23 protein-coding genes are annotated in these 22,402 nt (G+C 56.0%); 12 read left to right on the top strand and 11 right to left on the bottom strand.

What is annotated here, in order from left to right; all coding sequences use genetic code 11:
- Window position 1 precedes the first annotated feature (1 nt).
- Complete coding sequence (mepK, locus tag ACR3E2_RS04940; RefSeq protein ID WP_480480893.1) at window positions 2-571, bottom strand: peptidoglycan L,D-endopeptidase MepK; 570 nt, start codon at window positions 569-571, stop codon at window positions 2-4.
- A gap of 353 nt (window positions 572-924) precedes the next feature.
- Between mepK and ACR3E2_RS04935 the strand changes: the two genes are divergently transcribed.
- The 4 genes from ACR3E2_RS04935 to ACR3E2_RS04920 are packed head-to-tail and all read left to right on the top strand — an operon-like array spanning window position 925 to window position 5,166.
- Complete coding sequence (locus ACR3E2_RS04935; RefSeq protein WP_480480895.1) at window positions 925-2,532, top strand: L,D-transpeptidase family protein; 1,608 nt, start codon at window positions 925-927, stop codon at window positions 2,530-2,532.
- Window positions 2,533-2,566: 34 nt separating this feature from the next.
- Complete coding sequence (gene lpxD / locus ACR3E2_RS04930) at window positions 2,567-3,658, top strand: UDP-3-O-(3-hydroxymyristoyl)glucosamine N-acyltransferase (protein ID WP_480480897.1); 1,092 nt, start codon at window positions 2,567-2,569, stop codon at window positions 3,656-3,658.
- Between the two features lie 32 nt (window positions 3,659-3,690).
- The gene (locus ACR3E2_RS04925; RefSeq protein ID WP_171723262.1) at window positions 3,691-3,948 is read left to right on the top strand and encodes an acyl carrier protein; all 258 of its coding nucleotides are present in this window, start codon (window positions 3,691-3,693) and stop codon (window positions 3,946-3,948) included.
- A gap of 9 nt (window positions 3,949-3,957) precedes the next feature.
- Window positions 3,958-5,166 carry a beta-ketoacyl-[acyl-carrier-protein] synthase family protein gene (locus tag ACR3E2_RS04920; RefSeq protein WP_267366704.1) on the top strand — a complete coding sequence of 403 codons (1,209 nt, stop codon included), beginning with the start codon at window positions 3,958-3,960 and terminating at the stop codon, window positions 5,164-5,166.
- Window positions 5,167-5,214: 48 nt separating this feature from the next.
- Here the strand turns inward: ACR3E2_RS04920 and ACR3E2_RS04915 are convergent, their stop codons facing one another.
- Complete coding sequence (locus ACR3E2_RS04915) at window positions 5,215-5,793, bottom strand: invasion associated locus B family protein (RefSeq protein WP_480480900.1); 579 nt, start codon at window positions 5,791-5,793, stop codon at window positions 5,215-5,217.
- A gap of 432 nt (window positions 5,794-6,225) precedes the next feature.
- Here ACR3E2_RS04915 and ACR3E2_RS04910 point away from each other — a divergent pair, with 432 nt between their 5' ends.
- Window positions 6,226-7,773, top strand: a complete 1,548-nt coding sequence (locus ACR3E2_RS04910) for a helicase HerA-like domain-containing protein (RefSeq protein WP_480480902.1) — start codon at window positions 6,226-6,228, stop codon at window positions 7,771-7,773.
- Window positions 7,774-7,805: 32 nt separating this feature from the next.
- Here the strand turns inward: ACR3E2_RS04910 and ACR3E2_RS04905 are convergent, their stop codons facing one another.
- The 4 genes from ACR3E2_RS04905 to ACR3E2_RS04890 all read right to left on the bottom strand — a co-directional run bounded on the left by ACR3E2_RS04905 (window position 7,806) and on the right by ACR3E2_RS04890 (window position 11,107).
- On the bottom strand, window positions 7,806-8,060 hold the full coding sequence (locus ACR3E2_RS04905; RefSeq protein ID WP_209503910.1) for a hypothetical protein: 255 nt from the start codon (window positions 8,058-8,060) through the stop codon (window positions 7,806-7,808).
- Between the two features lie 181 nt (window positions 8,061-8,241).
- Complete coding sequence (locus ACR3E2_RS04900) at window positions 8,242-9,555, bottom strand: branched-chain amino acid ABC transporter permease (protein ID WP_480480904.1); 1,314 nt, start codon at window positions 9,553-9,555, stop codon at window positions 8,242-8,244.
- Window positions 9,552-10,562: a branched-chain amino acid ABC transporter permease gene (locus tag ACR3E2_RS04895; protein WP_267366195.1), complete on the bottom strand. Its 1,011-nt coding sequence runs from the start codon at window positions 10,560-10,562 to the stop codon at window positions 9,552-9,554. The genes ACR3E2_RS04900 and ACR3E2_RS04895 overlap by 4 nt, the downstream gene beginning before the upstream one ends.
- Window positions 10,563-10,777: 215 nt before the next feature.
- The gene (locus ACR3E2_RS04890; protein ID WP_480480907.1) at window positions 10,778-11,107 is read right to left on the bottom strand and encodes a hypothetical protein; all 330 of its coding nucleotides are present in this window, start codon (window positions 11,105-11,107) and stop codon (window positions 10,778-10,780) included.
- 561 nt (window positions 11,108-11,668) lie between these two features.
- Between ACR3E2_RS04890 and ACR3E2_RS04885 the strand changes: the two genes are divergently transcribed.
- Window positions 11,669-12,022 (top strand): hypothetical protein, encoded by a 354-nt coding sequence (locus ACR3E2_RS04885; RefSeq protein ID WP_480480909.1) that lies wholly within the window; start codon window positions 11,669-11,671, stop codon window positions 12,020-12,022.
- A 138-nt stretch (window positions 12,023-12,160) separates the two neighbouring features.
- Here ACR3E2_RS04885 and ACR3E2_RS04880 read toward each other — a convergent pair whose 3' ends face one another.
- The 3 genes from ACR3E2_RS04880 to ACR3E2_RS04870 form a co-directional block, all read right to left on the bottom strand.
- Complete coding sequence (locus tag ACR3E2_RS04880) at window positions 12,161-12,991, bottom strand: ABC transporter ATP-binding protein (RefSeq protein WP_267366696.1); 831 nt, start codon at window positions 12,989-12,991, stop codon at window positions 12,161-12,163.
- Between the two features lie 8 nt (window positions 12,992-12,999).
- On the bottom strand, window positions 13,000-13,788 hold the full coding sequence (locus ACR3E2_RS04875; protein WP_209596275.1) for an ABC transporter ATP-binding protein: 789 nt from the start codon (window positions 13,786-13,788) through the stop codon (window positions 13,000-13,002).
- Window positions 13,789-13,894: 106 nt separating this feature from the next.
- Window positions 13,895-15,076: an ABC transporter substrate-binding protein gene (locus tag ACR3E2_RS04870; protein ID WP_209503916.1), complete on the bottom strand. Its 1,182-nt coding sequence runs from the start codon at window positions 15,074-15,076 to the stop codon at window positions 13,895-13,897.
- A 169-nt stretch (window positions 15,077-15,245) separates the two neighbouring features.
- On the opposite strand from ACR3E2_RS04870, the gene ACR3E2_RS04865 reads away from it, so the two are divergent.
- Both ACR3E2_RS04865 and ACR3E2_RS04860 read left to right on the top strand, forming a co-directional pair.
- Complete coding sequence (locus ACR3E2_RS04865; protein WP_480492693.1) at window positions 15,246-16,328, top strand: PQQ-dependent sugar dehydrogenase; 1,083 nt, start codon at window positions 15,246-15,248, stop codon at window positions 16,326-16,328.
- 32 nt (window positions 16,329-16,360) lie between these two features.
- Window positions 16,361-16,771 carry a hypothetical protein gene (locus tag ACR3E2_RS04860; RefSeq protein WP_480480913.1) on the top strand — a complete coding sequence of 137 codons (411 nt, stop codon included), beginning with the start codon at window positions 16,361-16,363 and terminating at the stop codon, window positions 16,769-16,771.
- Window positions 16,772-16,775: 4 nt separating this feature from the next.
- Here ACR3E2_RS04860 and ACR3E2_RS04855 read toward each other — a convergent pair whose 3' ends face one another.
- The gene (locus tag ACR3E2_RS04855) at window positions 16,776-17,780 is read right to left on the bottom strand and encodes a GlxA family transcriptional regulator (protein ID WP_480480915.1); all 1,005 of its coding nucleotides are present in this window, start codon (window positions 17,778-17,780) and stop codon (window positions 16,776-16,778) included.
- 169 nt (window positions 17,781-17,949) lie between these two features.
- On the opposite strand from ACR3E2_RS04855, the gene ACR3E2_RS04850 reads away from it, so the two are divergent.
- Window positions 17,950-19,320: a class II 3-deoxy-7-phosphoheptulonate synthase gene (locus ACR3E2_RS04850; protein WP_480480917.1), complete on the top strand. Its 1,371-nt coding sequence runs from the start codon at window positions 17,950-17,952 to the stop codon at window positions 19,318-19,320.
- Window positions 19,321-19,391: 71 nt separating this feature from the next.
- On the opposite strand, the gene ACR3E2_RS04845 is transcribed toward ACR3E2_RS04850, so the two are convergent.
- Window positions 19,392-20,066, bottom strand: coding sequence for a PAS domain-containing protein (locus ACR3E2_RS04845; RefSeq protein WP_480480919.1), 675 nt, complete (start codon window positions 20,064-20,066; stop codon window positions 19,392-19,394).
- 245 nt (window positions 20,067-20,311) lie between these two features.
- Here ACR3E2_RS04845 and ACR3E2_RS04840 point away from each other — a divergent pair, with 245 nt between their 5' ends.
- From ACR3E2_RS04840 to ACR3E2_RS04830, 3 genes are read left to right on the top strand one after another with little or no spacing between them, the layout of a single operon-like run.
- Window positions 20,312-21,202, top strand: a complete 891-nt coding sequence (locus tag ACR3E2_RS04840) for a YicC/YloC family endoribonuclease (protein WP_480480921.1) — start codon at window positions 20,312-20,314, stop codon at window positions 21,200-21,202.
- A gap of 17 nt (window positions 21,203-21,219) precedes the next feature.
- The gene (gene gmk / locus ACR3E2_RS04835) at window positions 21,220-21,861 is read left to right on the top strand and encodes a guanylate kinase (protein ID WP_209503922.1); all 642 of its coding nucleotides are present in this window, start codon (window positions 21,220-21,222) and stop codon (window positions 21,859-21,861) included.
- Window positions 21,858-22,382 carry a gamma carbonic anhydrase family protein gene (locus tag ACR3E2_RS04830; RefSeq protein ID WP_480480923.1) on the top strand — a complete coding sequence of 175 codons (525 nt, stop codon included), beginning with the start codon at window positions 21,858-21,860 and terminating at the stop codon, window positions 22,380-22,382. The genes gmk and ACR3E2_RS04830 overlap by 4 nt, the downstream gene beginning before the upstream one ends.
- Window positions 22,383-22,402 lie beyond the last annotated feature (20 nt).

Raw genomic sequence — 22,402 nt, 5'->3', positions numbered from 1 at the left:
TTTACCCGCGCCAGGTGCGAACCACGCCGCAATCCATGTGTACGAAGTTCGATCCATAATACTGACCAACACCGCCTGCGCGGCACGACATCGCCGCCTTGGCCATCTGCGATACCGAGCGGGAGGCAAGGCGCAAATCAGCTGCTTGCCCTTCCATGTGAAGCGAGTTGCGCGCCACACGGCGGGATCGGGAACGCAGCATTGCGTTGGTCTGAGGTGAGCGATATCCGGACAACAGCATGTAGGGTTCGTTGACATCCAGCAAGCTGTGTGATGCCGCCATGATATCAATCGTGCGTAAATCGATGGATTTTACCTGATCTGTGCGCCAATCACGCATGAAGTTGTTCACTTCTTTGACAGCGTCCTTGATATACTTACCATCGACCCAATAGATCATATCCAACCGTTCGCCAGTGCGACCGGAATACATACGAATGCGACGAATATCGCCGCCACCGCGTAAAAAGCCTGCTGCGTTGGAGTAGGTGGGTGCTGCTACGACTGCCGTTGCTGCAAACGCTCCCAATAGGGCACGCCGGGTCAAGCCCGAGGAACTGCTCTCTGTCATTTTGGTTTCGTCCCGTACTGTTCCTGCCTGCACACGATGTTACGTGCACTGTCTTAATTATTCCCATCCCAGATGCGGGATTTATGGCACAATCGGAATCGACGGCCAAGAAGTGTTTCATTTTTACCTTTTCAAGGGGGAATTTTCGGCAGTTTTTTGCGCATTTGCCACAGAGCATCACAAATATTTCGCAGTTGTGGGCTTTGGGCCGCGCAGCCGATGCAAACGCGCATCAGGCCCACGAAGAAGCGATTTGGTAAGGATATCGTGAGTGGACAAGCGTTCTGGCACGACTGCATAGTTGATCGACGTATAAATCACCAGTTCAAACTATTGAATTCCAAGGCCATCCTATGTTTTCTGTTCTCCGCACCAGTACCAGCATCCTGTTTGCCGCGTGTTTCGTGGCTACCGCATCCGTCGCCAATGTGTCGTCTGAAGCTACGCCAGGAACTGCGTTTCAGATGGCGATGGCTGAACATACTCAGCAGGCGCCGCAACTGGTTGAGTTCTACCGGGCAAACGGGTTTTTGCCGCTTTGGGTCGGCGATACGCCTGAACACACTCAACGCCGGGCGGCGCTGATCAATGCGCTTACGAATGCGCATCTGCACGGCCTTCCACAGGCCGAGCCGACTGTTGCCGCCGTGATGGAGAAGATGGAAAAGGCCCGTTCGGTGCGCGATCTCGGTGCGGTTGAAGCAGAACTTAGCCGTATCTTTGTCGAATATGCCGACGCGCTTTATGCGGGCGCAATCCGGCCCGGCAGTGTGGATGATGGGCTGGTTCGGTCCGTAGAACGACGCAGCACTGTTGAGCATTTGCTGGGAATAAGCACTCTGGGCGCGGCCTACTTTACAGTCTTGGCGCCGCAATCACATCAATACCGCGCATTGATGAAGCAGAAGCTGTCCTTGGAAAAGCTGGTATTTCAAGGGGGATGGGGGCCAACAGTTCCCGAAAGCAAACTGGAATACGGCGACACGGGACCGAATGTTGTCAAGCTGCGCGACCGTCTGGTGGTGATGGGTTACATGAAACCGTCCGCCAGCCCGTCTTTCGACAGCGCGTTGCTTGAAGGCGTTCGTGCCTTTCAATCCGCGCATGGGCTTGAAACCGATGGTGTGGCGGGCAAGGGGACGATTGCCGAAATTAACCGTCCAGCCACAGACCGGTTGAAAGCCGTTTACGTTGCGTTGGAACGCGAACGCTGGCTGCCTCGGGAACGCGGCACGCGTCATATCCTTGTGAACCAAGCCGACTTCACGGCCAAGATCGTGGACGAAGGGCAAGTCACTTTTGAAACCCGCGCAGTCATCGGTAAAAATGTGCATGATCGAAGAAGTCCGGAATTTTCGGATGAGATGGAGCATATGGTGATCAACCCAAGCTGGCATGTTCCCCGCTCGATCGTGACCAAGGAATACCTTCCGAAACTGCAATCAAACCCGAATTCCGTGGGACATATTCTGATAACTGACAGAAGCGGCAGGCAGGTCGATCGGGGTGCGGTGGACTTTACCCAGTTTACGACCAGCAATTTTCCTTTCGCAATGCGCCAACCGCCCAGCCAAAGCAATGCGCTGGGTCTGGTGAAGTTCATGTTCCCCAATAAGCACAACATCTATCTGCATGATACTCCACAGAAAAACCTGTTCTCGCGCGAAGTTCGGGCCTTTTCACATGGGTGTATCCGCTTGGCCCAGCCATTTGAATTTGCTTACGCCTTGCTGGCCAAACAAGAGGAAGATCCAAAGGCATTCTTCCATCGCGTTCTGAACACCGGAAAAGAGACCAAAGTCAATTTGGAACAGAAAGTTCCGGTGCATCTGATTTACCGCACGGCCTATATCGGGCCCAAAGGCGAAGTGCAGTATCGTCGCGATGTCTATGGGCGGGACGGCAAGATTTGGGATGCCCTACAAAAGGCAGGGGTGGCCCTGCCGGACGTTCAGGGGTAAGCACAGGGCAAATCCTGCCAAAAGGAAGCCCGCCATGCAGTTTACCGTACAACAGATCGCCGAGTCTCTGGGTGCCGAATGTCAGGGTGATGGCGGCCTGACGATTGTGCGCGCCGCCGAACCAGGCGACGCGGGCCCGACAGATCTGGCGATGGCTATGTCTCCGAAATACGCCGAGGCACTTACCAACGGAGCCGCTCGTGCGGCCGTCCTTTGGGAAGGGGCCGATTGGCAGGCGATGGGATTGCGTGCTGCGATCTTTGTCAAACGTCCACGTATGGCGATGGCTGGCATTACTTCCATGCTGGACCGGGGGCAGGGGGTCGAGCCGGGGATACACCCTTCGGCCGTGATCGATCCAACAGCTGAAATCAGTCCTGACGTCGCGATTGGACCGTTGGTTGTTGTGGGCGCGCGCGCCCGGATCGGCGCAGGCTCTGTCATAGGGGCACATTGCGCGGTGGGAATGGATGCCATATTGGGCGACCAGGCAGTGTTGCGCGAAATGGTCAGCATTGGCGCGCGGGCGCAGATCGGAGATCGTTTTATCGCTCAACCCGGTGCCCGGATCGGAGGGGACGGGTTCAGCTTCGTAACACCCGAAGTCTCGGGCGTCGAAAATGTACGCAAGACAATGGGCGATCAGGGTGAGGCCAAAGCTCAGAGCTGGCTGCGCATTCATTCGCTGGGTGCGGTGGAAATTGGTGATGACGTCGAAATTGGTGCGAATTGCACAATCGACAATGGCACGATCCGAAATACGTATATTGGCCACGGTTCCAAATTGGATAATCTGGTCCATGTCGGGCACAACACCCGAGTCGGTCAAGACTGCCTGTTGTGCGGTCAGACTGGTGTGTCGGGTTCGGTTGAGATCGGAAACAACGTGGTTCTGGGCGGTCAGACCGGCGTTGTCGACAACATTTTCATCGGGGACGGGGTTATTGCCGGAGGCGGCACCAAGATACTTTCCAACGTACCCGCTGGTCGCGTGATCATGGGGTATCCCGGCGTCAAAATGGAAACGCATACAGATATTTACAAGGTGCAACGGCGCTTGCCCCGTATCGCCCGCGACGTCGAGGCATTGAAAAAGGCTGTTTTCAAACAGAACCCGAGCGATTAAATCAACCTCAAACTGATAATCAGGGGATCGACATGAGCATCAGCGACCGCGTCATCGCGATCATTGCAGAGCAGGCCGTTCTGGAGCCATCGGATGTAACGCCCGAAAGCACGCTGGAAGATCTGGGTATCGACAGCCTCGGGCTGGTCGAAAGCATATTTGCCATCGAGGAAGAGTTCGACATTTCGATTCCTTTCAATGCCAACGAGCCCGAGGCCAATGACTTCGATATCTCCAATGTGGCCGCGATCATCTCTGGGATCGAAAAGCTTGTGTCGGAAAAGGTCTGACACACGCTCATGAAACGCGTTGTCATTACCGGAGCAGGTACGATCAATTCGCTGGGCCATTCGGTCCCTGACACGCTGGAAGCAATGCGCGAAGGTCGTTGTGGTATTTCGGAACTTGAATTCCGGGATGTTGATCGGTTGGCCATCAAGATCGGCGGACAGGTCCGGGGTTTCGAGGCGGAAGGGCGGTTCAACCGACAGCAGATGTCGCTGTACGACCGCTTCACGCAATTCACCCTGACAGCAGCCAAAGAGGCGATTGAACAGTCGGGCATCGAATTTCACGGCGAACTCGCGGCCAGATCAGGCGTCGTTCTGGGGACCGCGGGCGGTGGTGTTTCGACCTGGGATGACAATTACCGTTCCGTTTATGAGGACGGGAAGAACAGGGTACACCCCTTTGTCGTTCCAAAGCTCATGAACAATGCCGCCGCCAGTCATGTTTCAATGGAACATAACCTAAAAGGCCCCAGTTTCACCGTGTCGACGGCGTGTGCGTCATCAAACCATGCGATGGCTCAGGCTTTTCAGATGGTGCGCAGCGGCGCGGCTCCGGTCATGGTTACGGGCGGGTCCGAATCGATGTTGTGTTTCGGCGGTGTAAAAGCCTGGGAAGGGCTGCGCGTGATGTCGAAAGACGCGTGCCGCCCGTTCAGTGCCAACCGCAACGGAATGGTGCAGGGCGAAGGGGCTGGCGTCTTTGTCTTTGAGGAATACGAACACGCCCGCGCCCGAGGGGCCGAAATACTGTGCGAAGTTGTCGGCTTTGCCATGTCATCGGATGCCTCGGACATTGTGATGCCCAGCAAACAAGGGGCCGCGCGTGCCATGGCCGGTGCCTTGGCCGATGCGAAGTTGAACGCAAAAGATGTGGGTTATATCAACGCGCATGGCACCGGAACAGCTGCAAATGACAAGACCGAATGCGCAGCCGTGGCCGACGTGTTTGGGCCGCACGCAGACGATCTGATGATATCGTCCACGAAGTCCATGCACGGCCACCTGATAGGCGGGACCGGAGCTGTTGAGCTGCTGGCCTGCATCATGGCACTGCGGGACGGTGTCATTGCACCGACGATTGGATATGAGGAACCGGACCCGGAATGCGCGTTGGACGTGGTACCGAACGAAGCACGCGAAGCAAAGGTCGACGTCGCGCTTAGCAACGCATTCGCCTTTGGTGGGTTGAATGCCGTACTGGCCCTGAAGCGGGTTTAGTGAAAAAGCCGCCGTTAATAAAACGGCGGCTTCCACGGATGTTTTTTCTTAGTTTGTGTTGACGTTCAGAGCGTCAAAGCCCGATGTGAAGCCGGAGAGCGACATGTCCATTTCAAGAACCTGATCCGGGAAACGGGCGGGAACCAGTGAAAACGTCGCTTTGGTACCAGCTTTCATCGCGTCGATATCCCCTTGGCTAAGACCTAGTTGCGCGATGCAGCCCACGGGAACGCATTGGTGGTAGTTGTACAATTTACGCGGCGCGCCATCGATTGACAGGGCCAGTTGCGCTTGCAGCAGAGTTTCGAGGGGTACGATCACATTTGCCCAAGCAACGGCGGCACCACCTTCTGGCAGTTTCCCGATGGATACTTCTGCGATCGGATCACCATTTTTACCCTCCAGAACCTGAACGATGGCGCAAGGATCCTCGCCTTCCTGTGCCTTGATACAGGATACGTCCCAATCGCCGAATTCTTCCTTTACGAACTGTTCTCCGACCCGGGGGCCTTCCTGACCAAGGTCCAGACCGGCGTCTGGCGCGGTTGTGGTTGTGTCTTGTGCATACGCTGCGCCGGATAGCAGAACAGCGGCGACCGTGTTGAACGAGAGGATTTTCTTGAACATGAATGCCTCGGGTTGATGATTGATCTTTTTGCTTCGTTTAACACTCTTCTGAACCAGTGTCAGGCACTAACAGAACAGCCTTTGCGAACGTGAACGGATTCTTGCCTGAGGCCTGGAACCGCACCTTCGGAGATTAGAAAAAGGGAGCTGTTCGACCAGCTCCCTTCCCCATAAGTTTCTCCCCGTCGGACTGGCCGACTTATTTATGCGCAAACCCTACGGAAGGGGCGCACACGGGTCAACAGCTATCCTCATTTTTTAATCTATGCGCCAGAATAATAATCCGATGGCCAAACCAAAAAGGCCGTGCCAGCAGGCACGGCCAGTCGACAGGGAGGAAGTCTGCCCCGCACTGCAAGGCAAATAGACTATCGCAGTCAAAGGTTAACTTTGTATGCTGGCGGCAGATCGGTGAACAATAAGGCAATGTTAATGGGCACGAATATCTTTTTGGGCGGTGGCGGTGAAAACTATGGCCAGCCGCAGGAACTGGCGTTGAAATATGCCAACCGCCACGGGTTGATTGCCGGGGCAACCGGTACCGGCAAAACCGTGACATTGCAGATTCTTGCAGAAGGTTTTTCTCAGGCGGGTGTCCCGGTATTCCTCTCGGATGTGAAAGGGGATCTGTCTGGTCTGGCCCTTCCTGGAAGCGAGGCCCACAAACTGCATCAGGCCTTTCAGGACCGGGCCAGTCGGATCGGGTTCGAGGATTTTGCCTATTCTGCCTGCCCGGTGACATTCTGGGATTTGTTCGGTGAACAGGGCCATCCAGTGCGCACGACGGTGACAGAAATGGGCCCGCTGTTGCTGTCGCGGTTACTGGAGTTGAGCGACGCGCAGGAAGGTATCCTGAATATCGCATTCCGCGTGGCCGACGAAGAAGGGATGCCGTTGCTGGACCTCAAGGATCTACAGGCGCTGCTGGTCTGGATCGGAGAGAATCGGGCGCAACTGTCATTGCGATACGGCAATGTATCCACGTCCTCGATTGGGGCGATCCAGCGACGTCTGTTGGTTCTCGAGAATCAGGGCGGAACAAAACTGTTTGGCGAACCGGCGCTGGATTTGGCCGATCTGATGCGAACTGACGAAAACGGGCACGGAATGGTGAACATTCTGGCATCAGACCAGCTGATGGCAGCCCCACGGCTATATGCAACGTTTCTGTTGTGGCTGTTGAGTGAACTGTTCGAAGAGCTGCCAGAGGTCGGAGACCCCGAAAAACCAAAGCTGGTGTTCTTTTTTGACGAAGCCCATCTGTTGTTCGACGATGCGCCAAAGGTTCTGGTGGACAAGGTCGAACAGGTCGCCCGCCTGATCCGTTCAAAGGGTGTGGGTGTATACTTCATTACTCAGAGCCCCGCCGATATCCCGGAAGATATTCTTGGACAGCTGGGCAACCGTATACAGCACGCATTAAGGGCATTCACGGCGCGGGACCGAAAGAACCTGCGGCTGGCCGCTGAAACCTATCGCGAGAACCCGACTTTTAACACGGAAACGGCAATTCGCGAAGTCGGTGTGGGGGAGGCCGTCACCTCAATGCTGCAAAAGAAAGGTGTTCCGGGCGTGGTCGAGCGTACGCTTATTCGTCCGCCGGGATCTCAGCTGGGGCCAATTTCAGATGCCGAACGCCGGGATATCCTTGCCGCCTCGGCGATGGCAGGAAAATACGACAAGAGCGTAGATCGAAAATCTGCCTTCGAGATTCTTCAGGCGCGGGCCCAAGCTGCGGCCAATGCCGCAGAACTGGCCGAATCCGACGAAGTTCTTGAAGCGCAATCGCCGATCGAACGCGAATATTCTTCGGCCCGCAGATATTCGGGCAGCCGGGTCGGCCGGTCCTCCTCCCGGGTTGAGCGCAAGCAGGACACGTTTGCCACGGCAATGACCGAAGCGGTGATCAAAGAGCTTAAGGGCACAACCGGGCGCCGGATCGTGCGCGGTATCCTCGGCGGATTGTTTCGCAACAGGTAAAAACGTAGCGTCCTTGGTGGGCGCTACAGCGTTTACTTCAGTCGGCGTTGGCCTTCCTGGCGACAATAGGCGTCAGCCTCGGGAACAGACATCTTCGTGGCTGGGAAGTCGATTGCACGGTCCCAGGTCACGCGATCCTGACGATACAACTGACAGGTCACGACACCTTTAGGTGTCTGAACCTTGACGGGCGTCGTCTCAAGATCTTCGGGGCTGGGGACACAAGCGGATACCGCAACCGCAATAGCCGGAAACAGAATGAGTGATTTCAGATGTGGTGCTTTCATTTTCTACTCTTGTCTACTCGTCTTGTTGATCGATTGAAACGGCATAGGCGAGGGTGAGTGCCAGCAACCTGCCGCAAATCGAAAACACTGTGGTGGGTTCGTTTATTCAGAAAAACCTTAAGAATCAAGAAACCGCGCCAGATAAGTGGCGCGGTTTTGCGCATTGGAACGTGGCGCGGACCTATTTCTCGGGGATCAGACCCCTTGGGCTGAATCTGAGAACAATCAACAGGATCAGGCCCATCGTGAACAGGCGCATATGTGCGGCACTATCAATAAGATGTGCCTTCAGCGCGCTGCCATCCGGCAAGCCTGCAGTGATAACACTCATCAACCACAAGCCAATCGGTTCGACCTGAACCCACAAGAACCATATCAGGAACGCACCCAAAACGGCCCCGAAGTTGTTGCCCGAACCGCCAACGATCACCATGACCCAAACCAGGAAGGTAAAGCGCAGCGGATTGTAAGTGCCCGGCGTCAGCTGTCCGTCCAGAGTGGTCATCATCGCGCCTGCGATGCCGCAAATGGCCGACCCTAATACGAAAATCTGCAAGTGGCGACGGGTGACGTCCTTGCCCATCGCTTCGGCTGCAATTTCATTGTCGCGGATTGCGCGCATCATACGGCCCCACGGGCTTTTCAGCGCCATTTGCGCCATCCAGAGCAGCACCAGAAGAACCAGCATGAACAGCAGCGAATACCCAAGTTTCACCGAGAGGGTGGATGCAGTGACCGGATCCAGCCCCAGCCATTCGGCGCGGGCAAGAAAAGCCGGATCTTGCTGCAAGTCAACTTCATACCCGACAACCGGGGAGGGACGCGGGATGCCATAGACGTTCTTCACGCCGCGGGCCAACCAGTCCTCGTTCTTCATGACGGCGATGATAATCTCGGCGATACCCAGTGTGGCAATTGCCAGATAATCTGACCGCAGCCCTAGCGCGGTTTTGCCAATCAGCCACGCCGCCCCGGCAGCCAGCAGACCTCCGGCAGGCCAGGCCAGCAAAACGGGCAGGTTCAGTCCACCGATGTTACCGGCAATCGCCGGGTCAATGGCCTCGACCGCGGCAACATTGGGGTCGAACACGGCCCTGTAGAGGAAGAAGCCGACGATAAGGACAGTGATTATTGTGAGCGTTTGCACCCGGCCTTTGGGTATTCTTGTTGCCACCAGTACGGCTGCAACAACGGTGGCAGCCCCCAGTAGCAAGGACAGAACGATACCATAACCGCCTGCGCCCCAGGCGCCCGGAGTAGGCTCTGTCGAAACCAGAACCACGGCCAGACCACCCAGCGCGACGAAGCCCATAACCCCTACGTTAAACAGGCCCGCAAAGCCCCACTGCAGGTTCACACCGATCGCCATGATGGCCGAGATCAGCCCCATGTTCAGGATCAGAACGGCAGTGTTCCAACTTTGCGTGAAACCGGTCAGCAGAATCAGACTGCCAACAGCTATGAAAAGCAGAGTGTTTTTGACAGATTCGGTCATACTGCTTTTCCCTTGAACAGGCCCGTGGGCTTAAACAGAAGCACGATCAGCAGGATGACAAAGCTGACAGCGAATTTGTAATCGGTGGACAGGAGCTGGACCAATCCGGACGGCTCCAGGTTTTCGGGGGCCACATAGGTCAGTACTTTTTTCCAGGCATAGGTGATCGTCACCTCGGAAAACGCGATGATGAACCCGCCGGCAATTGCGCCCAGTGGGTTACCAAGGCCACCCACGATGGCCGAAGCGAATATCGGCAGCAGAAGCTGGAAATAGACGAAGGGTTTAAAGCTCTTGTCCAACCCGTAAAGAACACCCGCTGTGGTCGCCAAGGCGGCCACGATGATCCAGGTGATCATCACAACACGTTCAGGGTTGATGCCGGACAAAAGCGCCAGATCCTCGTTGTCGGAATAGGCGCGCATCGATTTCCCGGTTCGTGTTTTATTGAGGAACCAGAACAACAAGGCCACGGCAATAACGGCCACTATCAGTGTAATCCCTTGCGAGGTCTTGATAGCCAGCCCCTCTTGTAGGCCTGTCATGGATTTGAAGTCCCGCGCGGATATCAGGAATCTTGCACCGTCCGAAAACTTTTGGTCATCCGGCCCGATGATAAAGCGCACCAAACCGTTCATGATGAACATTACACCCATTGATACGATCACAAGGATAACCGGCTTGGCCTTTTGTTCGCGGTAAAAGCGGTAGACCAGCCTGTCCGTGACCAACACCAGCAGGATGCAGCCAAGGATGGCAAAGGGCAGGGCGAGCAGGGCAGTCGGCAACGGCCCAAAGCTGACACCAGCGGCCTGTAAGCCCCAAGTGACAAGCACAGCGATCATCGCCCCAAAGGCCATGGTGTCACCATGGGCAAAGTTCGAAAACCGCAGGATGCCGTAGATCAGGGTCACGCCAAGCGCTCCCAATGCCAGCTGGCTGCCATAGGCAATCGCAGGCACGATGACAAAGTTGGCCAGTGTGACCAACGCGTTCAGTAAATCCATGAATTCTTCTCACTGTCCGGGTGCGGCTTTATGGCATGTGTACCATTGGTAATTCAACACACGGCTATGGTTTTCAACGAATTGGGCGAACGTTTTTTGCCAGGGTAACGCGGAACCAGCAAGGCTTGTGAGTTTCCGAGAACCAAACGCGCAGGTGAAGCCGCGCGACTTTTGAGGTCAGCGTGGCCACCCGGCAGTATTGCTTGGATGCAAAGTCACGCCTGAACGTCTTGGCATTTGCCGAAATCTTCGTCGGCATGGGGACCTTTGACAGACAGATCATAGGACATGTCGTCAAGTTGAACCACCAGCGTCATCACGTTCTGACCTTCGATATACATGAACGTCATGCTTCCCACGCCTTTGAGGATCACTGCATCGCCTGCGGCTATTGGGGTTTCAATGTTACCTTTGTCACCGTCCGCGGCACGGCTAAGGCGGATTTCGCTGCCGTCGCGGTCGGAGGTGCACAATAGGTGGCGTTCTTCGGCTACTGCCTGAGTGGCCGAAAATAGGGCAAGCGGCAAAGCGATCCAGAGTTTCATAGTCTGCGGGTCCTTGTCTTCGATTTTGCATTCGCCTTCGAACTGTCGAGCCATTGGTTCAGTAATATGGCCCGACCGGCGTGGATGGCCCGCCTAAAGCTCCATTATGTCACAAATTGAACTTAAGCGTGTTTTTTGCCCTTTGAATCACGCGTGAAAATAACCGATTTGGTCTCGTGAAAGAGCCATTAAAACAAATAAATAATAGTCATGTTTAACGTCCTCAAATTTAACGCACCATTATCCTGACATATTGAAAACACAATCAGACATGGGTTGAGCGATTCAGGTTCAAAGTGACCCGCGCCGGGCCGTTTTGTCTGCCAATCTAGGGCCCCAGATTGTTTTTGTCTCAAGCTGAGCGCACACCACCTCACCAGGCCTCAAGTTCCGGTGAAATAGCTGGTTCAGGTCTATGATACGAAAGGGTTTTTCCTAAGTTCACTTCGTTGAGCTGCGGAAGATGTGATTGTCGAGCGCAGCCAGTACCGAAATATAAGGCTGATCTCGCGAGCGTAATAGCGCGCGAGGGCAGGCATAAGTAACCGAAGGAAGAAACTCATGAGATTTACCGCGCTGATCACGGCTGGCCTGTTGATGCCCACATTCGTACAAGCTGCAATCGACGACCCGCTGAATGGCGCGGATTTTGTCGTCAATTGCCTCTCCGACAAAAACGGGGGATCGGTGACTCTGGCGCGGTCGGGTGAGACGGACAAGGGGTTCATCGTGGCCGAAAACATCAAGGGCGAGGCGCAGATTATTCCCGGTCTGAACTCGCTCACCTTCCTGCATATCATGGATCAGGACGTGGTGACCTTTGTGGTGGATTTCGATAACCTGCACTATGACATGTCGGTCAAAGGTCCACATGCCGCGAATGACTCCGGATATTGTAGCAATCCGGCGGGGTGAGAATTAGGAAGGCGGTTGCACTTAGTTATGCAGTGATTTTCTACACTGTTTTCCTTGAAGCAACGTGTTTCTGCGAACCCACTGCTAGAATGAGGAGGACGGTGCGCACCAAATGGGAGTTTGTGCGCCGTCTCATCCTCAACCGCCCAAGAAACTCTTTCTCACTTCCGGATCAGCCAGCAATTCCTTGCCCGTACCGGTATAGGCGTTTCGCCCCTGAACCAGCACATATCCCTTATCGGCAATCTCCAGTGCCTGGCGGGCGTTTTGTTCAACCATCAGGATCGGCAGGCCGGTGCGTGCGACCTCGATGATGCGGTCAAAAAGCTCATCCATCACGATGGGTGAGACACCTGCGGTGGGCTCGTCCAGCATCAGGACCTTGGGTTGCGTCATCAGCGCGCGACCCACGGCAACCTGTTGGCGCTGACCGCCAGACAGTTCGCCGGCAGGTTGGTTGCGTTTGTCACGCAGAATTGGGAACAGATCATAGACCTGCTCCATCGTGTCCGAGAAATCGTCGTGACGGATAAAGGCACCCATTTCCAGATTTTCCTCGACAGTCATCGAGGTGAAAATGTTCGATGTCTGAGGAACAAAGCCCATACCGCGGATCACGCGATCTTGTGGGGTGAGGCTGGTGATATCCTCGCCGTCCAGACGTACAGAGCCCGCGCGCACATCCAGCATCCCAAACACGGCCTTCATCGCCGTTGACTTGCCCGCACCGTTGGGGCCGACGATAACGGCGATCTCACCCTTGTCCACGGCAATGGTGCAGTCATGCAGGATATCCGGGCCTTTGCCATAACCGCCGGTCATGGTGTCGCCGATCAGAAACGGGCCGCCTTCAACGCGATGAGTCGTCCCGCTTTTACGATGGGCAGGCGTCATTGTTCCGATACCTTGCGTGTTGGTAATCGATGCGTCCTTGTTGCCCTTGTCGTCCTGATAGGGGTTGTCGCTCATGCCAGCGGTCATGTCTGGGCCTCCAGCTTGTCTTTGTTTTTGAGGCCGGTGCCAAGATAGGCTTCGATCACGTGCTCGTTTGCCTTGATCTCATCCAGAGTACCCTCGGCCAAAACCTTACCCTCGGCCATGCAGATGACCGGGTCGCAGATCTTGCCGATGAAATCCATGTCGTGCTCGATGACAACAAACGTATAACCACGCTCTTTGTTCAGGCGCAGGATCGTATCAGCGATGGTCATCAGCAGGGTGCGGTTCACGCCTGCTCCGACCTCGTCCAGAAATACGATCTTGGCGTCCACCATCATGGTACGACCAAGTTCCAGCAGTTTCTTTTGACCGCCCGAAACCTGACCGGCCTTGTGATCGGCCAGATGTTCGATGGTCAAAAACTCCAGCACCTCGTCTGCCTTGGCTTTCAACGCGCGCTCTTCATCAGCGATGCGCTTGCGTCCGAACCAGGTATTCCACAGCGCCTCACCCGATTGCGCACCGGGCACCATCATCAGGTTTTCGCGGCAGGTCATCGACGAGAATTCATGCGCGATCTGGAACGTGCGCAGCAAACCTTTGTGAAACAGCTCATGCGGAGGCAGGCCAGTGATATCTTCACCATCCATAACCACCTTTCCGCTGGTCGGAGGCAAAACACCGGCGATCACGTTGAACAGAGTGGTTTTTCCGGCCCCGTTGGGCCCGATCAGGCCGGTGATCGACCCTTTTTGGATTTCCAGCGACGCCCCGTCCACCGCGTGAAACCCGCCGAAATGCTTATGCACGTCCTCGACGACGATCATGGTATCCCCTTGCCTTGTCCCCGTGAAACGAGGTGCAGCCTTTTGTCATTGAAACAGCCCGGACACAAGGCCCGGGCTGTCTGATTTTATAGCTTGATATGCGGGATCAACGGAAGTTGACGGTCTTGTTTTCGCCGTCGGTCACTTCGATCTCGCGGTACGACCCTGCGCTTTCGCCGGGGCCGATCAACTCGACACCGGACGCGCCGACATAGTCGATGTCCTGACCGGCGGCCAGCAGTTCCAGACCTTTGGCCAGTTCACCCGGATAGATCTTTTCACCCGGCGCATTGGCGACGTCCATAACTTTGCCCGCGTAATCTGCCGGGTTGGTCGAACCGGCGGCTTGCATGGCGAACATGAACAGCGCTGCCGCGTCATAGGATTCGGGCGAATAGGGCGACGAACCGTCAAATCCGGCTGCTTCGGCCAGTGCAAAGTACTTTTCTGCACCTTCACCACCCGACCCGGCGATCTGACCGAACGAGCCGTTCAGGTCGGGGCCGACATTTGCGGGCAGCGAGTCGCCAATCATGCCACCGGGCAGACCAAAGGTGTCAAACGCACCGCTGTCCAGCGACGACTGGATGATGCCCAGACCACCCTGGTCCAGATAACCCGCGACAACCAGAATGTCTCCACCGGCCGAGGCCAGCGCGCCAACTTCAGCCGAATAGTCGGCCTTGCCGTCTTCATGCGCCGTAACGATGGTCACTTCACCGCCAACCGCTTCGAAGGACGTCTGGATCGCATCGGCCAGACCTTTGCCATAGTCGTTGTTGGTATAGGTCAGCGCGATCGAGTTGATGCCGCGATCCTTGAGGATATCAGCCATAACCTGACCTTCGCGCGCATCCGACGGTGCGGTGCGGAAGAACAGGCCGTTGTCCTCCATGGTCGACAGGCCGGGCGAGGTCGCCGAAGGCGAGATCATGACCATGCCGTTTGGAATGGCAACGTTTTGCAGAATCGCGCCGGTTACACCCGAACAGTCGCCACCGATGATGCCTGCAACGCCGTCTGCGATCATACGCTCGCCGTTCGAGGTGGACAGACCATTGTCGATACAGCCGGTATCAGCACGTACACCAGCCACGCTGGCACCGTTCATGAACTTGCCGGATTCGTTGACTTCGGCGATTGCCAGTTCCGCGCCCGATCCCATGGCAGGGGCCAGCGATTCAATCGGGCCGGTAAAGCCGATCAAAATCCCCAGTTTGACATCTTCGGCCATGGCTGCGCCGGCCAGCAATGCAGTTGCTGCAGTTGCAGTAAGCAGCTTTTTCATATGGTTACTCCCAGTTGTGAACGTATTCGTTCTGGCGACGACCCTAGGCAAGCTGTTCGGAAAAGAAAAGTCCTAACGCAAACCTGTCTTTTTCGTTTGAAATCCTATCTGTTTTGTTGGGACTCACCCCTGATTGTCACCGAAAGGGACCAGAATGCTCAGAACGGCGATGATTCTGTCTTTCTCACTCTGCGCCTGGAATGCCGCAGCCCAAACGTTGTCGGTTTCAGCCGGGATGGTCCAGCTGGAAGAAATGGTCGGCGGGTTGGAGACCCCATGGGCGGTTGGCATTTTACCCGATGAAAGCTTCCTCGTCACGGAACGGGATGGAAGGTTGCTGTATGTGCGAAATGGACAAGTTGGGGATGTTTCAGGCGTTCCAATGGTTGCGGCTTTGGGGCAGGGCGGATTGCTGGACGTCACGATCTCACGCGATTTCAATCAAAGTCGAGAGGTCTTTCTGACCTTCGCAAAACCTCAGGGCGACGGTGCAGGGACTGCGGTTGCGGTTGCGCGCCTGTCCGAGACTGGCAAAAACCTTCAGAACCTTCGAGTAATTTTCGAGGCATCGCCAGGTGGTACGGGTGGTCGGCATTTTGGCAGCCGTGTGGTCGAAGCGCATGATGAGACATTGTTCGTGACCTTGGGCGAGCGGGGACAGGCGGAGAATGCACAGGATCGGTCCAATCCTTTGGGCTCGGTCATTCATATCAACCACGATGGGACGGTTCCGGCAGATAACCCCTTTGTCGGGCAATTGAATAGCGAACCCGAGATATGGTCATACGGTCATCGAAATCCACAGGGCGCGGATTTGGACGCGCTTGGCCGACTTTGGATCTCGGAACACGGGGCGCGGGGTGGAGATGAAATCAACCAACCCCGCGCAGGTGCCAATTACGGCTGGCCTGTTATCTCGTACGGCACACATTATTCGGGTGAAAAAATCGGCGAGGGCACCAGCAAGCCTGGCATGGAGCAGCCGCGCCTGTACTGGGACCCGTCCATCGCGCCGTCGGGGTTGATGGTCTATTCCGGCGGCATGTTTCCCGAATGGCGGGGCGACATTTTCGTGGGCTCGCTGAAATTCGACTATATCGCGCGGCTGTCTGGGGATCCACTGCGCGAGGTCGAGCAGATCAGGGGACCCGAAACCGAACGGGTCCGCGACATCGTGCAGGCCCCTGATGGGGCAATCTGGTTCATCTCGGTCGGGAAAGGGGCGGTTTACAGGCTCGCCCGTTCGTCCTAGGAGTGTCGGAATGCACTTCATAGAGGATTGATATGTTCCGCATTCTCGCAACGATAATCTTGTGCCTTTTGGCGGTTCCCGCTGCGGCGGACGAGGTTTTTCCGACCTATGCCGATTATGAAACCTTCGTCGATACCAAGATGAAGAACCGCGAATTTTCGAACGTCGTCAAACGGTTGGGAGGCGCTGATGAATACACGCCGCAGGAGATGGAGGTTCTTCAGGGCCAACTGCGCGACCTTGTTCCATATTACCTGACCCACGCCAACGTGGCCAAGCGGGTCGAGCTTGAAAACGGCTTCACGCAGGAGATGCGGGTGTATTGGAATGACAAGAACAGCTATGTTTTCATCTACACGGTATTGCACGAACGTGACGACGGTCTGATGGTTCTCAGTTTTTCCCTCAACACCAATGTTACGCCCATTCTGGAGAAATTCTAGGCGCTCAGACCGATAGCCGCCCGCTCTGCGCACCACGCTCGCGATAGGGCGTGGTGTTGTAATGCGCGCGGTAGCATTTCGAGAAATGGCTAGGCGAGGCGAACCCACAGGCCAGGGCTACGTTGATGACGCTCATATCGGTTTGCATCAGCAGGTTCCGCGCCTTATGCAAACGAAGCTCCATATAGTACCGCTTGGGCGAGCGGCTGAGATAACGCCGGAACAGTCGCTCAAGTTGGCGGGTCGACATGCCGACTTCCTTGGCCAGAATCGAAGGTGAGATCGGCTCTTCTATGTTCTTTTCCATCATCAGGATGACCTGACTCAACTTGGGGTGACGTACGCCAATACGCGTCGGTGTAGACAGGCGCTGCGTGTCCTGATCTGTCCGGATAGACGAATAGATCATCTGATCCGCCACCGCATTTGCCAGGTCTTCGCCGAAATCGTCTGCAATCAACTTGAGCATCAGATCGATAGAAGAGGTCCCCCCAGCCGTCGTCATACGACTGCCGTCAATCTGAAAGACTGCTTTCGTCAACTCGACCTCATCGAATTCTTCGATGAAACTGTCGGAGTTTTCCCAATGTATCGTCGCCCGCTTGTTGTCCAGCAGACCGGCCTTGGCCAAGGTATAAGCAGCCGTGCACAGACCGCCGATCCGCAATCCGCGCCGTGCCTCGCGCCGCAACCAGTTCAGAATGCGTTTGGTGGTCGCGGCTTGTACGTCAACGCCCCCGCAAATCAGAACGACATCGTCGCGTTGCAGTTCGTCCAGGTCACGATCCAGTTTGAATTCGGTTCCGGCTGAACATGAAATCGAATCTCCGCCTTCACCTGAAAGCGTCCATGTATAAAGTTGTTTGTCGGCCATGCGGTTTGCGATGCGCAGGCTGTCGAGCGCCGACGCAAAAGACAGCAGCGAAAACTTGTCCAGCAGGACAAAAACGAAATGGCGGGGTGTGGCCCCAGCATTTTCCACCGTGACTGCTTGGCGTTGCACTTGCATGACAAAATGTCCCTAATTCTGCGCGGGAAAACCTGGTATCCGGCGACGTATTTGGCAGTCACCATGATCAAAGCTTGTTTGCGGCGTCAAGAGGCGCAAATGGGATATGGTCACTCTTCATTGCTTTTTGTATAGAGGCGACCTGAACACTTCAGCGGAGATCAAAGCTATGACCGAATGGCAAAAGTCGAACTGGCGCAACAAGCCCCGGGTTCAGATGCCAGACTATACCGACGCGGCCGCATTGGCCAAGGTCGAGGCCCAGCTTTCGCAGTATCCCCCGCTGGTCTTTGCCGGTGAAGCGCGGCGCCTCAAGCAACATCTTGGTGCCGCCGGTCGCGGCGAGGCCTTCCTGCTTCAGGGCGGGGATTGTGCTGAAAGCTTTGAACAATTCAGCGCCGATGCGATCCGTGACACCTTCAAGGTGATGCTGCAAATGGCGATGGTTCTGACCTACGGTGCCAAGGTGCCCGTGGTAAAGGTCGGTCGCATGGCCGGTCAATTTGCAAAGCCGCGCAGCGCCCCGACAGAGGTTGTGAATGGTGTAGAACTGCCCAGCTACCGCGGTGACATTATCAACGAATTGGCGTTCACGCCCGAAGCGCGGATTCCGAATCCCGGCAAGATGTTGCAGGCCTACACACAGGCGGCGGCCACGTTGAACCTGCTGCGTGCCTTTTCAACCGGTGGCTTCGCCGACATGAGCCGTGTTCATTCGTGGACGCTGGGCTTTACCGACGAACAGGACGTTCAGAAGTACTCCGAGGTGGCAGACCGCATTCAGGACACCATCGACTTCATGGAAGCAGCTGGCATCACGGCAGACACGACGCACGAATTCTCTACTGTTGAATTCTACACCAGCCACGAAGGTCTGTTACTGGAATATGAAGAGGCGCTGACCCGTCTGGATTCGACCTCGGGCAACTGGCTGGCCGGGTCTGGCCACATGATCTGGATCGGCGACCGTACACGCCAGCCTGACGGCGCACATGTCGAGTTCTGTCGTGGCGTTCTGAACCCGATCGGTTTGAAATGTGGTCCGACGACGACGGCCGAAGACCTCAAAGTTCTCATGTCGAAGCTGAACCCTGAAAATGAAGAGGGCCGCCTGACCCTGATCGCGCGCTTTGGTGCAGGCAAGGCGGGTGAACACCTTCCGCGTCTGGTCAAGGCCGTGAAGGAAGAAGGCGCCAAGGTCACCTGGGTCTGCGACCCGATGCACGGCAATACGATCAAATCGGCCACGGGCTACAAAACCCGCCCGTTCGATTCTGTCCTGCGTGAGGTGCGCGATTTCTTTGGTGTGCATCAATCCGAGGGCACGATCCCTGGCGGTGTCCATTTCGAGATGACCGGTCTCGACGTTACCGAATGCACCGGTGGTGTGCGTGCCGTGACCGAAGAGGATCTGTCGGATCGTTACCACACCGCCTGCGACCCGCGCCTGAACGCGTCTCAGTCTCTGGAACTGGCGTTCCTTGTCGCGGAAGAACTGACCAACCTGCGCCGTAACGGATCAAAACGCGCCGCAAGTTAAGCGATAGAAAAGAAAGAAAAACAGCGGGCCAACGGTCCGCTGTTTTTATTGTTCCGGGTGTTCAAACTGGTTCAGTCATCGCGCGACACGACCAGACGGAGGTGTTTGGCCGCGCGTTTGAAATCCGTTTGGTCTTCGGCAAAACCGTCAACGGTTTGAGGCACAGCAGGAACTGGTGCCTGAACTTCCGAAAACGATTTGATCCGCGTATCCGTAATCGAAAATCTGCGTGGGGTTTTACCAATCGCACCATCCGCAACCATGACGCCCAGAACCCGGCTGACGTCGCCCAGATCGCTTTTGAGCGGCAAAAGGATCATGCAGGCCTGCATCCGGGTACGTCCCAGTATCCCGCTCGAATCCAACCCCAGTTCGGCAACGGCGGGTGCTGCGAAAACCTGCTCCAGAACGTCCTTAAGACTGGCGCGGTCATCAGGTTGAAAAAAGGCCGTCACAGGCATGCCGCGAACCTCCATCCCCGCAAGCGCGTTCAAGTGGCTTCCGGCAAGACGAAACCGGGCCAGTCCGGGCGCGATCCGTTCAAGAATGAAAGTATATTCAAGTATGTTTTCCAGTCCACGCGGGTCGACCTGAGACCGCATCGGAACACCGTCACCGCTCAGCAATGCAGTCCAATACGCCTCGGCCTGGCGGATCGGCGTAAGGCTGCGCCCACTGTCAAAGCGATCCATTGCGACGATCTTTCCAAATTCTGACCCGGAACCAGTCCCGAAAAAGGTTTTCATTTTCTTCACCCGAACGTCAATTGGCCGCCATTTTCATAAAATGCAACACAACCGGAGCATTTGTGGCCTGCAAGCCATTACCAGGGGTAGTTTGACTCGGGTTTATTCAATTTTGGAGTAATTCTTTAACGAATGGTTAACTTACGCCAAACAAATGCTGCCTCAGCAAACTCTTGCTCTGCACCGGCCAATCGCATTAGGTGCGGCACACATCCAAAAGGGTGAGGTCACAGGAAAGGACAGTCATGATCAGATCCATGACCGGGTTTGCCTCGGGGAAAGGGGAATACGGACCGCACAGCTGGACGTGGGAGTTGCGCAGTGTTAACGGCAAAGGCCTTGATATGCGCCTGCGCGTCCCTGATTGGCTGACCGGGCTTGAGGTGGCCCTTCGGGCCGCGCTGTCAATATCCCTGAGCCGTGGGAATGTGACCCTGTCAATGCGTCTGACCCGCGAGGACTCTGCCTCGGAACTGGCATTGAACGAGGTCGCTATGGCCGCTGCCCTGAGCGCTTTGGAACAAACACACAAGATGGCAGCTGCGCGCGGTATTGCTCTGGAACCGGCGCGCGCCTCGGACCTTTTGGCACTCAAAGGCATGTTGGATGCAACCGCAGATGCGGATGATCCCGCGCCGCTGGTTGCGCGCCTGACCGAAGATTTCAACGTCCTGTTGGCCGCTTTTGTCGATATGCGCCGGGCCGAGGGCGAGGCGTTGGCTACTGTGCTGAACACACAGCTGGACCAAGTTGCGGCGCTGACAGCTCGGGCAGCTGATCTGGCCGTGCATCGTAAGGACAAGATGGCCGCGACATTGCGGGACAATCTGGCGCACGTACTGGACAACGCGCAGGGCGCGGACCCGGATCGCGTCGCGCAGGAACTGGCTTTGATCGCGGTCAAAGCCGACATTACCGAAGAGATCGACCGCCTGTCTGCACATGTGGCCGCAGCAAGAGAGCTGCTTGTGCAGGACGGGGCTGTCGGACGCAAGCTTGATTTCCTGATGCAAGAGTTCAACCGCGAAACCAACACGCTATGTTCCAAGGCTCAGAGTACGGAGCTGACGGCTGTCGGGCTGGAACTGAAGGCGGTGATCGATCAGATGCGCGAACAAGTGCAAAACGTAGAATAAAGATGGGAACGACTGATATGGCGGATCGCCGAGGCCTTTTAATCATCCTGTCTTCCCCGTCCGGGGCAGGCAAATCCACCCTGGCAAAGCGGCTGATGGACTGGGACAAGGACCTTGAGTTTTCGGTTTCGGCCACAACCCGTGCCCCGCGTCCGGGGGAAGAAGATGGGCGGGACTACTATTTTCTTTCTGAAGACGAGTTCAAGCAGAAGGTCGCCGATGGCCAGATGCTGGAACATGCGCATGTCTTCGGTAACTTCTACGGCTCACCCGCTGATCCGGTTCGCAGTTCGATCCACGCAGGCAAGGACGTGCTGTTCGACGTGGACTGGCAAGGCGAGGTTCAGATCCGCAACTCGGATCTGGGTAAGCATGCGTTGTCGATCTTCATCCTGCCGCCTTCGATCCCCGAACTGCGCCGCCGTCTGGAATCACGTGGGCAAGATAGCGATGAAGTTATCGCAAGGCGGATGCTCAAAAGCTGGGACGAGATCAGCCACTGGGGCTATTACGATTATGTCCTGATCAATGACGATCTTGAGGCGACCGAGAAGAAGCTGAAGACCATCGTCAGCGCCGAACGGATGCGCCGTATTCAACAGCCAAATCTGCAACAGCACGTGCGCAAACTTCAAAACGAATTCGAGGGGCTGTCATGACGATCTACGCTTTAGGCGAGCACATGCCCGAAATTCACGAGGACACGTGGGTTGCGCCCGATGCCAACCTGATCGGCAAGGTTGTGCTGGAACAGGGCGCCTCGGTTTGGTTCGGCTGCACGATTCGCGCAGATCACGAGGAAATCCGCGTTGGTGCAGGTAGCAACGTTCAGGAAAACTGCGTCATGCACATCGACGCCGGGTATCCTTTGTCGATCGGTCCGAATTGCACCATCGGACACAAAGTGATGTTGCACGGGTGCACAATCGGAGAAAATACTCTGATCGGAATGGGCGCGATTGTTCTGAATGGTGCCCGGATCGGGCGGAATTGCCTGATCGGGGCAGGGGCCCTGATCACGGAAGGCAAGGAGATTCCGGATAATTCCCTTGTGATGGGGTCTCCGGGCAAAGTGGTGCGCCAGCTTGACGAGGCCGCAGCAAAACGGATTACCCTAAGCGCGCTGCATTATCAGGAAAACATGCGCAGGTTTCGGGACACTCTGAGACCTGTTCAATAAAGCGCGCGGATTGATCGGGG

The organism is Ruegeria sp. AL7 (assembly GCF_056536105.1).
This window is presented reverse-complemented; position numbering and strand designations above follow the sequence as displayed.

Bases quoted from the DNA above. Each gene is read 5' to 3' on its own strand.
- ACR3E2_RS04935 (WP_480480895.1), top strand. From the start codon at position 925: ATGTTTTCTGTTCTCCGCACCAGTACCAGCATCCTGTTTGCCGCGTGT.
- ACR3E2_RS04915 (WP_480480900.1), bottom strand. From the start codon at position 5,793: ATGTTCAAGAAAATCCTCTCGTTCAACACGGTCGCCGCTGTTCTGCTA.
- ACR3E2_RS04885 (WP_480480909.1), top strand. From the start codon at position 11,669: ATGAGATTTACCGCGCTGATCACGGCTGGCCTGTTGATGCCCACATTC.
- ACR3E2_RS04870 (WP_209503916.1), bottom strand. From the start codon at position 15,076: ATGAAAAAGCTGCTTACTGCAACTGCAGCAACTGCATTGCTGGCCGGC.
- ACR3E2_RS04845 (WP_480480919.1), bottom strand. From the start codon at position 20,066: ATGAAAACCTTTTTCGGGACTGGTTCCGGGTCAGAATTTGGAAAGATC.
- ACR3E2_RS04840 (WP_480480921.1), top strand. From the start codon at position 20,312: ATGATCAGATCCATGACCGGGTTTGCCTCGGGGAAAGGGGAATACGGA.
- gmk (WP_209503922.1), top strand. From the start codon at position 21,220: ATGGCGGATCGCCGAGGCCTTTTAATCATCCTGTCTTCCCCGTCCGGG.
- ACR3E2_RS04900 (WP_480480904.1), bottom strand. From the start codon at position 9,555: ATGACCGAATCTGTCAAAAACACTCTGCTTTTCATAGCTGTTGGCAGT.
- ACR3E2_RS04920 (WP_267366704.1), top strand. From the start codon at position 3,958: ATGAAACGCGTTGTCATTACCGGAGCAGGTACGATCAATTCGCTGGGC.
- ACR3E2_RS04905 (WP_209503910.1), bottom strand. From the start codon at position 8,060: ATGAAAGCACCACATCTGAAATCACTCATTCTGTTTCCGGCTATTGCG.
- ACR3E2_RS04890 (WP_480480907.1), bottom strand. From the start codon at position 11,107: ATGAAACTCTGGATCGCTTTGCCGCTTGCCCTATTTTCGGCCACTCAG.
- ACR3E2_RS04855 (WP_480480915.1), bottom strand. From the start codon at position 17,780: ATGCAAGTGCAACGCCAAGCAGTCACGGTGGAAAATGCTGGGGCCACA.
- ACR3E2_RS04865 (WP_480492693.1), top strand. From the start codon at position 15,246: ATGATTCTGTCTTTCTCACTCTGCGCCTGGAATGCCGCAGCCCAAACG.
- lpxD (WP_480480897.1), top strand. From the start codon at position 2,567: ATGCAGTTTACCGTACAACAGATCGCCGAGTCTCTGGGTGCCGAATGT.
- mepK (WP_480480893.1), bottom strand. From the start codon at position 571: ATGACAGAGAGCAGTTCCTCGGGCTTGACCCGGCGTGCCCTATTGGGA.
- ACR3E2_RS04910 (WP_480480902.1), top strand. From the start codon at position 6,226: ATGGGCACGAATATCTTTTTGGGCGGTGGCGGTGAAAACTATGGCCAG.
- ACR3E2_RS04860 (WP_480480913.1), top strand. From the start codon at position 16,361: ATGTTCCGCATTCTCGCAACGATAATCTTGTGCCTTTTGGCGGTTCCC.
- ACR3E2_RS04830 (WP_480480923.1), top strand. From the start codon at position 21,858: ATGACGATCTACGCTTTAGGCGAGCACATGCCCGAAATTCACGAGGAC.
- ACR3E2_RS04880 (WP_267366696.1), bottom strand. From the start codon at position 12,991: ATGAGCGACAACCCCTATCAGGACGACAAGGGCAACAAGGACGCATCG.
- ACR3E2_RS04895 (WP_267366195.1), bottom strand. From the start codon at position 10,562: ATGGATTTACTGAACGCGTTGGTCACACTGGCCAACTTTGTCATCGTG.
- ACR3E2_RS04925 (WP_171723262.1), top strand. From the start codon at position 3,691: ATGAGCATCAGCGACCGCGTCATCGCGATCATTGCAGAGCAGGCCGTT.
- ACR3E2_RS04875 (WP_209596275.1), bottom strand. From the start codon at position 13,788: ATGATCGTCGTCGAGGACGTGCATAAGCATTTCGGCGGGTTTCACGCG.
- ACR3E2_RS04850 (WP_480480917.1), top strand. From the start codon at position 17,950: ATGACCGAATGGCAAAAGTCGAACTGGCGCAACAAGCCCCGGGTTCAG.